Here is a 15270-nt window from a genome sequence, read left to right on the forward strand (position 1 = left end):
GCTTTGGGCTTTTTTATGATAAAATAGATAAGTACAGGTTAAGTTTATGGTTTATTTTTATAAAATCACTCTATTGAACATTATTTTTGCCATTACGCTTGGTATGGCGCAAGGACCTACTATTGTCACTGAACAACTTCCCACGTCAGTCAGACATGAGTTAGCTGAACTAGAGTTAAGACAAAAAAAATATGAAAAACACTGTCAAGTATTGGATGAAGAAGAAGAGGTGTTTAAGCATTACCATAGAGCCATTAAAAAACTCAAAGACGCGTCTGACATTGTTTCCACTATTAAACTTAATCACCAATATCAAATTTTTCAAGCGCAAGCCAAGAGCTTAGAAGAGCTCAGAAACAAAAAGAAACTGGCCAAACAAGCTTTAGAAGAACAGCGAGATGCGTTATTAGAAAGTATTGACCTGCAACTTAATGATAGCAAACGCGCCCAGGTCAAAGCCAAAGATGTAACCCAGGGGCAAGTCAAAATCTTAACAGCATTGTATGAGCGTTACAGTAAAAAAGATATTGGTTTAAATCATGAAGAACCCATAGCCATTCCTGATGATTTAGACCCAGAAAGCGTTTTAGCCCTTGAAGATTTATTAGCCGGAATGAATAAGAAAATTGCTATGGTTGAAAGTAGTTTAAAAAATATTCGTCGCAAGCAATTTATCAATACATCCCTGATGGACACCTTAGAAGAAGAGTCTTTTTTTTCTGAAAGCCAATTTATCCATTCTGGTAATCAAGATCGTTCTGATGTCTTTGGAGTAAATGCATTAAATGGTTCAGGAAATAATCAGCAAAACCCAGGCAACAATCCAGAAACTCCAGACACCTTGCTGAATGATAGCAGTCAAAGAGATATCAGCAGCATTGAAGCAAAGCGATTGACACAAAAACAAAATTTTTCACAAAATGATGCTTTGTTAAACCAGAGCATTGAAGCCTTAGAGTCTAAGTTGATCTTTCTACAAGCGGAACGCCTAAAAATTCTTAATGAGCTTAATAAACAATAAAATCAAGCAAATATTTTGCTCTGTGTGTCTGTTGTTAAGCGTTTTTCTGTTGCAAAATACAAGTATGGCCAATGAACAGTTTGTTCAATTTGGCTTTGAATATGATTCCAATGTGTATAAAAATTTTGGGTCAAAAAAAGATGATTTTGTTTTAAGAGGACATTACATGTCTAGAAAGAAAATTTTCAATAAAGAAAATTTTCAAGGCCAGTTTCATTATCAGCAAGGGGTCAAAAAATTCATTCAGGAAGAAAATCAAGATCAATTGATTCAATCTTTTAGTTTATCAACGCAATATGAGAAAAATGATTTTACTTTTGAATGGCGACCATCATTAAAAGTTTTGATTGAACGTAAATCAGAGTTATCTAACGCGTACGATATTGAAGAAAACTATGTTCTGCCAGCATTGCACATGCGTGCCATGTATAAACATAATAATACCCGATATATTTTTGAACCAGGAGTAAGGCTGTTTCAGTTTTATGCCAATGATGATTTTAGCAATGTCAGTGAATGGTTAAGGTTGGCAGTAGAGCATCGTTTAAATCAATATCTTCATGTAGGTGCTAGCTATCTCTTTTCATTGGAGCAGTTTTTAGATGTTGACCGTCAAGATAGCAATCATGATATAGGTTTTTTTATTGAGTATCCGTTCAAACCCAACTTAAAATTAAGTTATACTTTTGCTGATTCAAACTCTTCAATTGATCGATTTTCTTTTGTAAAACATCAAATGATGTTTCGTTTATTTTATGATTTGGGTGAGCGGCCTAGTGGGATTCCGTATGTAAGTATTTATGTTTCTGGTATTGTTCAGTGGAACAAGTTTCCTAGCGTTTTTGACTTTGACGATGAAGGACAGCGTTTTTTATTGACTGAGTCAGAAGGGCAAACCTTCAACTCTTATGCAGGCAAAATCAGTTATCATATGTCTCCCAAACAGCATTTAGAGCTAAAATACACCAGTTTTTCCAATGACTTAAGCTCACAGCAGCTGAATTATGACCGTTCTATTTATTATATAGGCTTTAAACAATCTTTCTAAGGCTTAATTTCCTAAAAAATTTTACTTGATAAATTATTATTTATATATATAGAGTGTTATATAAAGATAATAATTTTTAATATATATGGAGGGAAAATGAAAAAAATAAAACTAATTTTTGGTTTGATGATTGTTTATTTTGGGGCAACCCAGGCCGGTGAATATGTAAATTGTTCGGATCATATCATTGGCAGACAAGAAAATGTGGAGTTTTTTTGTGGGGCTGAAGTGATATCGATCTTAGATATTGAATATAAAGATTTTGAAAGTCATAATATTCATGCCGATCTTTTAGCTTGTTTACGGCAAATCGGAGTTAACAATAAGCCAGTTTTGCTAGTAACAGATTCTGATAAAATTGATTTTTCCTTTAATCAAGGAGTATATCATATAGTTAATTTGTTTCCACTACAAAAAACTTTTATTTCTGGAGATGAGAGAGGTGCAGTGTTCAATACATTGCAATGCGTTAAGAAAAAGTCAGAAAAAGAGCAATACCCAAGGACATTAAGACTTGAAAAAAACTAAAATCAGTTAAACTTTTAGTGCTTGTATCGCTTTAGAATAGTTTTGAAGTTTATCATGAAAAACTGCTGAGCCGGCTACCAGACATTGGGCGCCGGCTTTTTTTATTTGAGCAACTGTTTCAATGTTTACACCACCATCCACTTGCAAAATAATGTTTTTGCCACTTTGTTTAATTAGCTCTGCTGCATTTGCAATTTTTTGGGTCATGGCAGGAATGTAACTCTGACCACCAAAACCTGGATTTACGGTCATCAATAATAATAAGTCTAAATCGTCCATCACATGTTCAATAAAGGACAGTGGTGTAGAAGGAGTTAAGGATACGCCAGCCTTTAGGCCCAAGTCTTTGATAGCGCGTAAACAGCGTTGAATATGTGGGGTGGCTTCAGCATGAATGGTCAAGCCATTTGCACCAGCTTTGGCAAAAGGTTCAAGCCATTGTTCTGGCTGGTTTACCATTAAATGCACATCTAAATACAAATCACTGCATTGTTTAATGGAGTCAAGAATCATGGGACCCATGGTTAAATTGGGAACAAAATGACCGTCCATGACATCAATGTGTAGCCAATCCGCACCAGCCTCTTCAACGGCTTTGATTTCTTGGCCTAAAATAGAAAAATCAGCGGATAGAATAGAAGGGGCAATAAGAACTTGTTTGGACATGGGCTTTACATACTACGAAGCTGAAAAAAATTAAAGCTTTCACTGACCGGATAAGCGGATCTTTAACAACTACTGCCAACGATCTATATTTTTGTTTTTGTATCCGGCAAGAAAGGCTTGAATGGGCACTTGTTTTTTACCCGGCATTTGCACTTCTAAGATTTCCAACCAAGCATCAGCCGTTTTAACCCAGAGTTGTTTTTTACCATAAATAAGCTGGCCACCGGTATAATTGTTTTGGGTTAATAAATGCTCAGGGGGATCAGATAACTGACTGTGTAAAATTTTAATTCTATTCTGGCCATCAGAGCAAAAAGCACCGGGCCAAAGATGAAAAGCGCGAATAAGATTGTGAATATCCAAACTGGGTTTTTTCCAATTAATTTGTGCTTCTTCAACTTTAATTGGCGGACAAAAACTGGCTTGAGCATGGTTTTGCTGTTCAAAATGAGCCTTGTCCTGATCAATCAAGTCTAGGGCTTTAACAATAGACTCTGCGCCTAGGCTAGACAGTTGCTGTGATAAGTCTTCAAAACGCATGTTGGGACCGATATCTATAGCAGCTTGATACATGACATCACCAGCATCCAATTCTTCTACCAATTGCATGATAGAGATGCCTGTTTGTTGGTCACCATATTGTAAAGATCTCTGAATAGGGGAAGCTCCACGCCATTTGGGCAGTAAAGAAGCGTGAACGTTGAGGGTATAAGGACAAATACTTAGGTGTCTTGATGTAAAGATTCTACCAAAGGCAACAACAACAAAGATATCAGCTTTAAATTGCTCCAACTGAGTATAAAAAGCTTCGGTTTTAATTTTTTTGGGTTGAAGGTAAGGAATGTTTTGCTGTTGGCAATACACTTTAATTGCTGGAGCTGCCAATTGCTTGCCTCTGCCTTTGGGTTTATCTGGCTGAGTGATGACCTGAACTATATCCCTGCCAGACTCTATAATAGCCTGTAAGCAAGGGACAGCGAAATCTGGAGTCCCAAAAAATACAATGCGTTGAGTTTTAGGATGCAAAGAATTATACCTTATTGGAGACTTGTTTTTTGTACAAGTCGCGTTTCATGGAACTGACATAGTTGACTAACAATTTACCGTCCAAGTGATCAATTTCATGCTGAATACAAATGGCAAACAAACCATCGGCTTCAAGGATGATTTTTTCTCCTTGTGGTGTATAGGCTTCTAGGGTGATTTCTTTGGCTCGATCAACTTCAACATAAAATTCAGGCAAGCTTAAACAGCCTTCTTCTATTTTGGCTTCTCCACGCTTTTCTTTGATGACGGGGTTGCAAAAAGCAAAAAACTCACCCTCATCTTCTTCACTTTCAGGGATTTGAATGACAATCAAGCGTTTTAAAATACCTATTTGTGGGGCGGCTAAACCAATGCCATTTTCATGCAACATGGTTTCGTGCATGTCTTCTACAAGGATCTGTAATTCCTCATCAAATACCTCAACATCTTGTGAGCGCTTCAATAAAGTTGGATTTGGAAATGTTAATACTTCTCGTAAAGCCATGCGGGCTATGTATCACAAAAAGTGAGCATTTACACGACCCTAATTTAATTTTAGGTGAATAACTGAGGCAGCAAAGGCGGCTACTTTCTTTTTTGATAGCTCAGAATGCTTTTGAAATAGAGTAATAAATCTTCTTTACGCTTATCAGAAAGTTTAATCAATTTTATACCAACACCCTTGAGATGTTCAGATTGTTTTAAATGAACCACTTCCCCATGAACCAAAAACTTTCTTTTGGTAGAAGGATGAATGATGTTGATTTTTACCTTATCAGCCAAATTAAAGTCATTGAGGTGCTCAGTTTTGATAAACAAGCCTCCCATACTAATATTATGGGTTAAAGCTTGATGAGAGTAGTCCTTGGAGGAGAGCTCAATGTCTAAGTCTATTTGTGCTCTAGGATATTTACGACAACCTAAGCCTTTGCCTTTAAACAGTTGTAAAAGCATGCTTTCAAAATTTTTAGAGTATCGGGGATCAATTTTATTGAATGCCACGGCAAGTCCAGCGGGTTTGTCCATCTGATTCATGGGGTTTACTCTAACCACAACACCTTTTAATTTGAAAAATTGATCGTCTTCGGCCAAAGCAATTTTTAAGCTCAGTTTTTCTCCGACTTTTGCAAAAGGAAATAAAGTTTTTAAGAAAATCCCTGTTTTACTTAAATCACCTGTTACAGTGTGAATTTGCTCTTCCCCTTGCAAGATGACTTGAACTTTGGCTTCAATGCGAGGTTTACTGCGTTTTTCTTTTACTTTTTTCATATCTTAAAAAATGGGGAAAAGTACATTGATTAAAGAATACAAAGCTACAATACATAGAGCAAATATTGAAATAGCAATGATTTTTGGGTCAATTTTTAAAAACATCGGAGTCATTATATACATTAAGTCAATTTAAGTCAGTTTTTTTACCATCATATGCCTTCATTGCGGATGCTTAGATGACTACCAGTGAGATATCTATAGTTCTGATGATTATCGATAACCCTTGTCATAAGGATAGTCTGGAGACACAAACTCTTTTTTTAAATACCATTCACCAGAAACATAAGAGTAAAATAGTATTTCTCCAAAATATGAAATGTGCATTGATTTGTAATCTTCTATTTCATCAGATAAATTGAGTTCAACGGTGGAATTATAGGATTCAAGAGCAGTATCTTTACTGCATTCTTCCAAACAAGAATGAATATGAGGGCAATAATAGTCATCAACCAGCAGAATTGTTTTTGCAGGGTTACCTGTATTTAATTCTTGAACATAAAAACAACGCTTAGGGGAGCTTTTTTCAGACATGCCAGAGGCTATTTGCACACGCAGCAAGTAGTCCTGATAAGCAGTGTTTTTTTGAGCAAAGCTTAACGTGTAGCTCATCAGAAGTATTGTGTAAAATAGGGTCAGTTTTTTATTGAATAGCATTATGAATGAACCTTAGCATTGTTTTGCATTGCATAATAATTAACATTTTTAAACTCACTATTAGTTGTAATTATGCACATAGGACAGTTGAGTATTGTTTAGCTTTTTTAAAGCAAACATTTAATATTTAGAGCCATCATAAAAATTTTTAGCAACCTCTTCTTGGAAAGTTGGGTCATAGTACATGCGTTCATCATCGTAAGGAGGTAGTATAATGTATTCCCAAAGCCCATTTTCATCCATGCGCAGTTCACCATCAAGATAAGAGACAGTTTTGCTGTAACCATTGTAATAGGCTAAGGATTCAATTCTAAACAGGGCTCCTGTAAAAGAACATTGATAACAAGGAAGTTCTTTGGGGCATGAAAAATCTAAAATACGGGCTTGTTGAGGAGATGAATTTTCAATTGGAATGATATCAAAACAACGTTTAACTGTTCCATGATTATAGATATCTTCAAGGTAACTTGGGTAATGGCTATAATCAGACTGAGCTTGCACAAAATTTGAAAAAAAACAGAATATCATTAAAAACAGAAAATTTCTCCCTAACATAAGTTTTGCATAGCATGAGATAGAGATTAATTTAAATTAATAATTTTTTTAAAATGATTAATCAATTTAATTATTCAAATGAGTACAGCAATGATTTCTTGGCAAATCCAATCTGAACGCATTTGCCCTTGTGAGTTTAAAACAAGCCTTGAAGAGTGTTGTTCAAGATAGTGTTGCGTTTGTAAGTCTTTAACCAGTGTTTGCCAAGCTGAGTAGGCGTGCGGTGTGCATAAATATTGATTGAGGTATTCCATGCTAAGACCATCCGTTCTTAAATGCGTATAAATATATTCTATCAAATTTTGTTTTGCATCAAGAGATTCCTGCTCATAAGGATAGTGGTTTTGATCAAGGGCATGATAATACTGGTTTAAATTTTTTGGGTTCCACCAGCGTTGAGCTGTAGACCTTGTATTTTTAGGTAAATATGAATGTGCAGATGCTCCTAAGCCCCAATAGGCTTGCTGTTGCCAATAACATTGATTGTGTTTAGATTCATAACCATTAAGGGCAAAATTAGAAATTTCATACTGCACAAATTCTTTTTGCAACAAATATTCTTTTGCCAGCAAAAACAACTGTTCACAAGGTTCTTCGGCTAAAGGTATCCAAGTTTTTGCTTTTACTTGTTTAGCAAAGGGTGTTTTAGGCTCAACGGTTAAGCCATATAAAGAAAGATGGGTAAAAGAACGCGTAAACAGTAGATCTAGGGTGTTTTTAAAAACCTCTAAGTTTTGTTGTGGCAGTTGATAGATTAAATCCACACCAATGTTGGTTAAATTGGCTTGATTAAGGAGATCAATTGCATTTAGTGCTTGTGTATGTTGATGTTGGCGTCCTAAAAATTGAAGTTCATCTGCAACTAAACTTTGAATTCCTAAAGTGACACGATTAATGCCCATTGTTTTCCACGCCTTGGCTTTGGTCAAGCTAATGTCTTCAGGGTTGGCTTCAAGAGAAATTTCAATATTGTTGTGATCAAATTGAAATTTTTTTTGTAGGGCATGCAAAATATTTTTGATCAGTTGAGTATCGATTAAGCTGGGGGTTCCGCCACCAAAATAAATACTTTGAAGGGTTGAGTCTTTTGCAAAAGATAAATGTTCAAACATTTCAATTTCTTTGAGAAGGTAATTGACATATTCTTTATGTTGGCTTTGAGTTTTATTGGCTAAAACAAAAAAATCACAGTAGGGACATTTATAACGACAAAAGGGAATGTGAATGTAAATACTAAAAGGCTTAGAGTTGGTAATGGTCATTGTTAATCCAACAGTCTAAAGCATTTGGATGGACATAAACAATGCTATCCATAGATCCTTCAGGATCTTTTGCTTGCCAAAAAAGAATATATTGTAAATATGCACTTAAACTGGACAGGGTTTGGTCAGGGACCATCCACTCTCTAAGTTTATAGCGATATGGGGTGTATTGATTTAATTGAGGATGTTCAATGCTGCTTTGTCGGTCCCAATCTTGAATGAAAATAAGGCTATCTAAACTTGGGTTTTTATTAATGGTATACCAACCATGATAGTGTCTGAGATACCAAGATAGGGGCCAAATTGCAGCAGCAGCATTTAAAGTTTCAATTTTCATGTTTGGGTATACTTTTTTGCATGTTAACAGTTTATGTGCCATCTGTTTTGTTTCCCAAGACGTATGTGTGAATGCCAATAAATTTTTTGGGCGAGCATTAAAAATAAAGTTTGTCCGATAGACGTTGATCAACTGCCAGCTGATCAAGATAACAAGTCCCAAACCTAAAATTCTTTTATGTAGAGTGTGGCTAAGGCTGGCTTGAACTGTTTTGCTCAGTTGTGGAGCGAGGTATAAGAAGGCAGGGAAAATAACATGAACCAACAGCCACGGTACTTTTTCTCCAGCATAGCTGTATAAGCTTAAAGATACCCAAAACCAAAAAATACTAAACGCATGAAAATATTCATTATGTTTTAAATGATACAGCGTCATACGAACACCGGCAAAGATATAAAAAATTAAAATTAAAAAATGATAAGGACGGCTAAAATGAAAAATGCTTAACAAAGAAGAAAAGGTGTTGATCCAAAAAGCTTTCACCACAATGAATGCAGCAAAACTTAGGACAGCAACATACAAGCTTTGCCGGAGATAGTTTTTTGAAGAGCGAAGAATTTTTATTAAATAAAATATTATGGCCAAAACAATAGGTAATTCGTATTGAACAAGAAGAGGAAGGTAATAATCAAAAGGCCCACGAATTCTTTGAATTTTGTGCTGGTTGATCCAATAAGGCAACATTTTACGATACAGACCATCAAGGACTCCTGGCCAATGTTGACCAAAACCAGAATACAACAGGGAAAAAATTAAAACTGGGGTTATAAATAATAAAGTTATTTTTAAATATTTATAACGCACAAAATAGTCTTTTACAGCCTGAGTAATATAGGTATAGCGACTTCGCTTGAAAAAAAACAACACCATAAGAAAAGTAACTAGAAAAAAGAAGTAAAATAAATAGTTCAGTTTAGTACACACCATGAATGATAAAAAGATAAGGCTATTAAACAAATAAAAAGACTTTTTGGAATATAAAAACTGGTAGAGACTTAATAGGCTAGCTGTAAAAAGTAAGCACAGCAACATATCCATACCTAAAAACCTTGAGAAGTAAGTTAAGGTTGGGGAAAGAGCAGTTAATGTAACAAAAGATAAAACCGGGTTTAAGTTTTTAAAAATCAAAAACAGTAAGAAGCTACATAGGTAAACCAAGAGTATCCCAGATATTGCACTGGTGAGCCGACCAGTAAAATCTGTGTCGCCAAAAATTTTAAAGCAAAGCGCTTGTATAGTAAAAAGCATAGGTCCATGAAGAATAGGATCAAAACGGTAAAAGTTTTGTGTAGCGTAGTCATAAGAGTATTTAGCATACAAAGACTCATCATGATGGTAAGGTTTATCTCCCAGTTGATAGAGTCTAGTGAAACATAAAAATAAAAAAATAGCGGCTATAAAAATACCAACCAATTTTCTTGTTTTTATTTGAGTGATAATTTCTTTAAGCATGTATTTGTTACGTTATAATCAAGCGTTACTGTTACACTAGCAATTTGCTTTTTAATCTGTCAATATGTTTTGGATCTGATCCCCAAGCAAGCTCGCCGCCTATTGAGTTTTTTTCTGCACCGGTAACAATTTTATAAATGTTAGGTCTTCCGCGCAAAAATTCAACAGCTAAAACCCCAAATCCAACTGCCTCAGTTAAGTTGGGTGCGCAGCCGTATTCTTGAGTAGATTGAATTATGACTTTTTTTCCCAGGTAGTGTTGTATTTTTTCAATCAAGGTTAAGTTGTAGCAACCCCCACCACTGAATACAATTTCATTGAGGGGGGAAAAGTTTGGAAACACGTCTTTTTGATAAGAGTAAGCAATACTGATAGCGGTTGCCTCTGTAACACTGGCTAACGCATCTTCTAGACTTAGATCTTTAAATTTTTTAAATATGTTTTCAAGGTAGTGTTTGCCAAAAGTTTCATAGCCCGTTGATTTTGGGGCTTTTTCTTTAAAATAAGGGTGTTTGAGTAAAGCTTTAATCATGCTTTGGTCTGAAGTTCCTTTTTTTGCCAGTTGGCCATGTGGGTCATAACTGTATTCATTTTTACTATAATGTCTGCAAGCAGCATCTATCCACATGTTGGCTGGGCCAGTGTCGTAGGCCATAACAATACCTTGATTGGATAGTAAGGTTAAGTTGCTAATTCCACCCAAATTATGAATACTTCTGTATCCTTCTTCAGGCTTGAATAAAAGAGCATGTCCAGTTGGAAGTAGCGGAGCTCCCTGACCACCAAGAGCTATGTCAGTTTGTCTGAAGTTACCTACACAGGTAATGCCAGTGTGCTGAGCAATAAAGCTTGGAGAGCCAATTTGCAAGGTATAGCCAAAGTTAAGATGAGGTAGTTTTGCTGGGTGGTGTAGTAAAGTTTGTCCATGGCTTGCAATTACATCTACGTCATGTGGGCGTCGTTTGGATTTCTTTAATAAATCATTCACAGTTTCAATGGCCAGTTGCGCCCAATATGAACTCAGTTCACAGCTTTTTTCTAGGTCACGCTGATCAATACAATCCAATAGCTTTTGTCTAAATGATTGACTGTAGGGAGCTTGATGAGAAGCGATAATCTCTATATTAGCGGGGTTATTGTCTTCAACGCCTTGATAAGAAAACAAAACAGCATCCATACCGTCCATTGAGGTTCCAGACATTAAACCAATTGTTATAAAAGGCTTCATATGCCCTAAGAACATGCTATACTATGCCGATAAATGCAAAAAACAATGTTAAATAAGAATAAAAAGTCGTCACAACGTAGTTCTGATTTTGATCAGCAACCTTGCCTCTATGTTCTCAATGGATTTGATACAGGGAAAATGATTCATATTTATCAACAATCTATGAGTATTGGGTCAACGAAGACTAATGATATCGTTTTAAGAGGTCAAGGTGTTGATGATATGCATGCTCGTTTAGATATTGTAGATAGAAAAAATATTACTTTGAGTAATTACTCTAATAACTATCCTACGCTTATTAATGGCCAAATCATTAACCAAACCAGTATTAAAGCGAGCGATCAAATTCAAATTGGTGAGTTAAAATTGGAGTTGGTTTTTAAAACGCATAATGAATTAAGTATGTATGAGTTTAGTATTAAAAAAAACATGTTAGATGCCTCTGGCCTATTGTTAAAAAAAGACTTTTTAAAGCAACAATTAACTAAAGAGATAGAGTACGCTAAAAAAATAGAGCAAACAGTTAGTTGCGCTATGCTAAGTATAAATGTTGATTCTTTTGATAAAGACATTAAACAATATATACAACTTATTCAAAAGAGTTCTAGAAGTTATGATTTGTTGAGTCACTATAAAGATAATATTTTTTGTTTAGTTTTGAAAAATACTGCTTTAGACAATGCATTGGTGTTTGCAAAACGTTTAAGCAATAATTTTTTAGATAATTATGGTTCTAAGGTACAAATTAATATGGGTATCAGTACTTCTCAAAATCATCAATTGACGGATGCAGATTTGATGATGGCCAATGCATTTGGCTATCTTCAAGAAGCTTGTAGGCGCTCAAAAGAGAGTATTGTTAGTCAAAGAAATATATAAATTATGTTTGAGGCACAAACTTTTAGATTGCATTTTGAAACACTAAATAAAGATAGTTCAGAGTTGGGGTTAGATAAAAATCAAGCACACTGGATAAAACGTGTATTAAGAAAAAATGATGGCGATACATTTGAGGCTCTTAATGGCAATGGAGGAGTTGCGCAAGTAAGATTAAACGGTAATGCATGTGAAGTTATTTCATTTAAGCAACACACAAGAAAACTATGCCAAATGGATTTTTACATTGCAATGGTTGCTTTAGATAAAGCAAAATTGATTGTAGAAAAACTAACAGAAATAGGTGCAGCGTCTATTCATTTTGTTAAAAGTAAAAGAAGTAATAAAATCTTGGATGAAAAAAAACATAAAGAAAAATTAGAAATTAAGGCAATAGAGTCAATTAAGCAGTGCGGTAATCCATACTTACCAAAAATTTACATGCATAAAAGCTTATCAATGTTGTTAAATGAGACAGCTGCACAAGCATATAAATTTTTTCTAAATGAAAACGAAATTGAATGTTATTTGTCCTTACCTAAGCTGAGTTCAAAAGAAAGCGTCATTGTATCAGTTGGGCCAGAAGCTTCATGGGATAGAGTTGAGAAACAACAATTTTTAGACCATGGTTTTGAGTCTGTATCATTGGGACCAAATGTTTTAAGAGTTGAAACTGCAGCAATAGTAGCAGCAGCACAAGTACTTGCCTTGAGTAACGTAAATAACAGTCCTGAAAATAAAAAGTAATAAATGCCATGTCAATTTTGTAAGGATGAATAAGTTTTGGATAAAATAAGTAAACTATACTACAATAGAAAATATTGGTGTTGAATAATAAATAATCAATAGAACAGTAGTCTGCTTTTTGTGTATGGCTTGGATTAAGGGAAATTATGTTGAAGAAAAAATATATATATCTAACTTTGCTGCTTAGCTTGGTTTTTGTTTTAACTGCATGTGCAGGAAAAAGACATGGAGATCTTTCATTAAAAAAAGGTACACCTAAAGCAGATCAAATGGAGATAATTCAGATTGAATTGGTCAATGAGATCAATGAAAAGTTTTCAGGAGATGTAAAGAAGGCATTGGAATATTATGCGCAAGAGCACAAAAATAATCAAAAAGACGATACAATAATGTTAAAGCAGGCAATTTTATATATCCAAGATCAGAAAATAGACAAAGCCCAAAAAAAACTAGAAACCATTGCTAAACTAAAACCAGAAAACAACAACGCAAAAAGATTGTTAGCCAGTTTATATTTATCAAAAGGGGATGTTTCTAAATCAAAAAAAATATATGAAGACCTTTTAGATAAAGAGCAAACGGCCACCATTGAAGATGCAATGACTTTAAGTCATGTATACATGTTAGAAAAAAACTATGATGAGGCCATGAAAGTTTTAAATAAAGCTGAGAAGCAATTTAAAGAAAAGCATATTGTGTATTTTTACAAAGCAAGAGTTTATTCTGAGCAACAAGATTTTTCTAAAGCCAGAGCTAATTTTATTAAAGCAAAAAAATATGATTCAAAGTATTTACCTAATATTAAAGCCTTAGGTTATCTTGAGGAGTATGAAGGTAATTATGACCAAGCATACAAGTATTATGAAAGAGCTTTAAAAATTGATTCAGAGGATGATTTGATGCGCTTACACTTGGCTGAGTTGTATTTAAGTCAGAAGAAATACAAGCAATCTAAAAAACATTTTTTTAAGTTGTATGAAAAAGATAACAAAAATGCAACATATCTGAGTAAGTTATCAATTAATCATTATTATTTAGATGAATATGCTCAAAGTAAACGATATTTAAATGAATTGCTTGAAAACCATCCCCAATATGATGTTGCTTATTATTATCTTGGACTGCTACAAGAAAAAACCCGGGATTATGATCAAGCCTTAACCAGCTTTTCAAAAGTAAAAGAAAAGAATGAATATTATGTAGATGCAAACTTGGTTTTGGCACAGATTTTATTTGATCAAGACAAAAAAGAGCAGGCTGAAAAGCACTTGCTTGACACAAATAAAAAAACTTACAGTGATCGATTTATAAGAGCCCTAGGAAGATTTTATGTCAGTGAAGGTAAACTAGATGATGCTGAGAAGATCTTAAAAAAGTATTTATCCAAAGAAGGTAAAAACATACAATATTTATTTAGTTATGCACAAATCTTAGAAGAGCAAAAGAAGTTTAATGAAATGGAAAAGATTTTATACTCAGTGATAGAAAAAAATCCTGATCATGCTAGGGCCTTAAACTATTTAGGCTATTCTATGCTAGAGAGAGATAAAAACATAGATGATGCCTTTGTTTATGTTCAAAGAGCACATGCTATTGCGCCAGACAATCCTTATATTATGGATAGTCTTGGTTGGGCTCATTACAAAAAGGGACAATACGCACAAGCCTTAGAGCTTTTGAAAAAGGCCCATAGCAATCGTTCTGATGAATCAATTATTCAAGAGCACATTGCTGATACCTATGCGCAGATGAAACAAAAATCAAAAGCTAAAGTATGGTATAAAAAGGTCCTTAAAATGAATTCCAATGAAGAAGATCAAAAAAGAATTAAAGAGAAATTGGCTGAGCTATAATTTTTTTTGGCTATGTTTTTTAAGTTTTTTTTTTAGCGCATGCGCTAAAAAAATTAATCCTTATAAAAACTATAGTCAACAACAGTGTATTGAGCATGCAAGGTACTCCCAAAAAGAAAAGGCTGACTTGCATGGTGGGCTAAAAGTTACTGCATTGACTGAAGATCATAAAAAAATCCAATTGTTAGCAGATTTTCAACTCAATTCACAAGGAAAAATGATGTTGAGTGTTGATAAGCTCGGCTTTAATATTGCCTTAGCCGTAATTGATCAAGAACATATGTACCTTTGGCAAGCAAAACAACAAAACATATGGCAGGGTTCAGTAGAAGAGGGTATGCAGCAAATGTTTGGGGTGCCGCTAAAAATGCAAAATATTATACAATTTTTTTACATCAATTGGAAAGAAGAGCAGGTCCTAAACCTTAAGAGCAGTAAAAAACATATTTCTTTTCAAGCTGATTCAGCTACTCATAAAATAACAAAGAAGACTTGTCTTCTGTATCAATCTGAGATGAATAAAGATGATTTAAAAATTCATGTTAAGAAATATATACAATTGCCGTCAAAAAAAATGTTGCCAAAATTAATTGAGTTGAATTATCAAAATAAAGCAGTTCAATTACAGCTTAATCAAATTTTTGAACAGGAGCTAAACGAGAAAAAATGGCAAAATTTTGAAAAAAAGTTTTTGAAACTGTTAGAAAAAAAATCTATGTCAATTGAGTGACAATTAAGGTAATAG

The 15270-nt window shown here is 34.3% G+C and carries 16 protein-coding genes; 7 read left to right on the plus strand and 9 right to left on the minus strand.

Annotated features, from left to right (window positions below; genetic code table 11):
• Positions 1 to 46: 46 nt before the first annotated feature.
• The 3 genes from PKC21_03805 (at position 47) to PKC21_03815 (ending at position 2597) form a co-directional block, all read left to right on the plus strand.
• Positions 47 to 1021 (plus strand): hypothetical protein, encoded by a 975-nt coding sequence (locus PKC21_03805; protein HMR24462.1) that lies wholly within the window; start codon positions 47 to 49, stop codon positions 1019 to 1021.
• Positions 1022 to 1070: 49 nt separating this feature from the next.
• A complete protein-coding gene (locus PKC21_03810; GenBank protein ID HMR24463.1) occupies positions 1071 to 2069 on the plus strand; it encodes a hypothetical protein in 999 nt (332 codons plus the stop codon).
• 96 nt (positions 2070 to 2165) lie between these two features.
• Positions 2166 to 2597 (plus strand): hypothetical protein, encoded by a 432-nt coding sequence (locus PKC21_03815; protein ID HMR24464.1) that lies wholly within the window; start codon positions 2166 to 2168, stop codon positions 2595 to 2597.
• 6 nt (positions 2598 to 2603) lie between these two features.
• On the opposite strand, the gene rpe is transcribed toward PKC21_03815, so the two are convergent.
• From rpe to PKC21_03860, 9 genes are all read right to left on the minus strand, one after another.
• On the minus strand, positions 2604 to 3263 hold the full coding sequence (rpe, locus tag PKC21_03820) for a ribulose-phosphate 3-epimerase (GenBank protein HMR24465.1): 660 nt from the start codon (positions 3261 to 3263) through the stop codon (positions 2604 to 2606).
• Positions 3264 to 3332: 69 nt separating this feature from the next.
• Positions 3333 to 4289: a methionyl-tRNA formyltransferase gene (gene fmt, locus PKC21_03825; GenBank protein ID HMR24466.1), complete on the minus strand. Its 957-nt coding sequence runs from the start codon at positions 4287 to 4289 to the stop codon at positions 3333 to 3335.
• Between the two features lie 4 nt (positions 4290 to 4293).
• Complete coding sequence (gene def, locus PKC21_03830; protein ID HMR24467.1) at positions 4294 to 4794, minus strand: peptide deformylase; 501 nt, start codon at positions 4792 to 4794, stop codon at positions 4294 to 4296.
• Between the two features lie 80 nt (positions 4795 to 4874).
• Positions 4875 to 5558, minus strand: a complete 684-nt coding sequence (locus PKC21_03835; protein HMR24468.1) for a PilZ domain-containing protein — start codon at positions 5556 to 5558, stop codon at positions 4875 to 4877.
• Between the two features lie 213 nt (positions 5559 to 5771).
• A complete protein-coding gene (locus PKC21_03840) occupies positions 5772 to 6170 on the minus strand; it encodes a hypothetical protein (protein HMR24469.1) in 399 nt (132 codons plus the stop codon).
• A gap of 165 nt (positions 6171 to 6335) precedes the next feature.
• The gene (locus tag PKC21_03845) at positions 6336 to 6743 is read right to left on the minus strand and encodes a hypothetical protein (GenBank protein ID HMR24470.1); all 408 of its coding nucleotides are present in this window, start codon (positions 6741 to 6743) and stop codon (positions 6336 to 6338) included.
• Positions 6744 to 6844: 101 nt separating this feature from the next.
• Positions 6845 to 8032: a radical SAM family heme chaperone HemW gene (hemW, locus tag PKC21_03850; GenBank protein HMR24471.1), complete on the minus strand. Its 1188-nt coding sequence runs from the start codon at positions 8030 to 8032 to the stop codon at positions 6845 to 6847.
• Entirely contained in the window at positions 8013 to 9821 is a 1809-nt protein-coding gene (locus PKC21_03855; protein HMR24472.1) for a TIGR03663 family protein, read from the minus strand. The genes hemW and PKC21_03855 overlap by 20 nt, the downstream gene beginning before the upstream one ends.
• A 31-nt stretch (positions 9822 to 9852) precedes the next feature.
• Positions 9853 to 11049 (minus strand): anhydro-N-acetylmuramic acid kinase, encoded by a 1197-nt coding sequence (locus PKC21_03860; GenBank protein ID HMR24473.1) that lies wholly within the window; start codon positions 11047 to 11049, stop codon positions 9853 to 9855.
• A 45-nt stretch (positions 11050 to 11094) separates the two neighbouring features.
• On the opposite strand from PKC21_03860, the gene PKC21_03865 reads away from it, so the two are divergent.
• The 4 genes from PKC21_03865 to PKC21_03880 all read left to right on the plus strand — a co-directional run bounded on the left by PKC21_03865 (position 11095) and on the right by PKC21_03880 (position 15255).
• The gene (locus PKC21_03865; protein HMR24474.1) at positions 11095 to 11928 is read left to right on the plus strand and encodes an FHA domain-containing protein; all 834 of its coding nucleotides are present in this window, start codon (positions 11095 to 11097) and stop codon (positions 11926 to 11928) included.
• A gap of 3 nt (positions 11929 to 11931) precedes the next feature.
• Entirely contained in the window at positions 11932 to 12672 is a 741-nt protein-coding gene (locus tag PKC21_03870; GenBank protein ID HMR24475.1) for an RsmE family RNA methyltransferase, read from the plus strand.
• Between the two features lie 146 nt (positions 12673 to 12818).
• The gene (locus PKC21_03875) at positions 12819 to 14525 is read left to right on the plus strand and encodes a tetratricopeptide repeat protein (GenBank protein HMR24476.1); all 1707 of its coding nucleotides are present in this window, start codon (positions 12819 to 12821) and stop codon (positions 14523 to 14525) included.
• Positions 14479 to 15255: a hypothetical protein gene (locus PKC21_03880; protein HMR24477.1), complete on the plus strand. Its 777-nt coding sequence runs from the start codon at positions 14479 to 14481 to the stop codon at positions 15253 to 15255. The genes PKC21_03875 and PKC21_03880 overlap by 47 nt, the downstream gene beginning before the upstream one ends.
• Positions 15256 to 15270: the final 15 nt, after the last annotated feature.

This window comes from Oligoflexia bacterium (genome assembly GCA_035326705.1).
GTDB lineage: Bacteria > Bdellovibrionota_G > JALEGL01 > JALEGL01 > JALEGL01 > JALEGL01.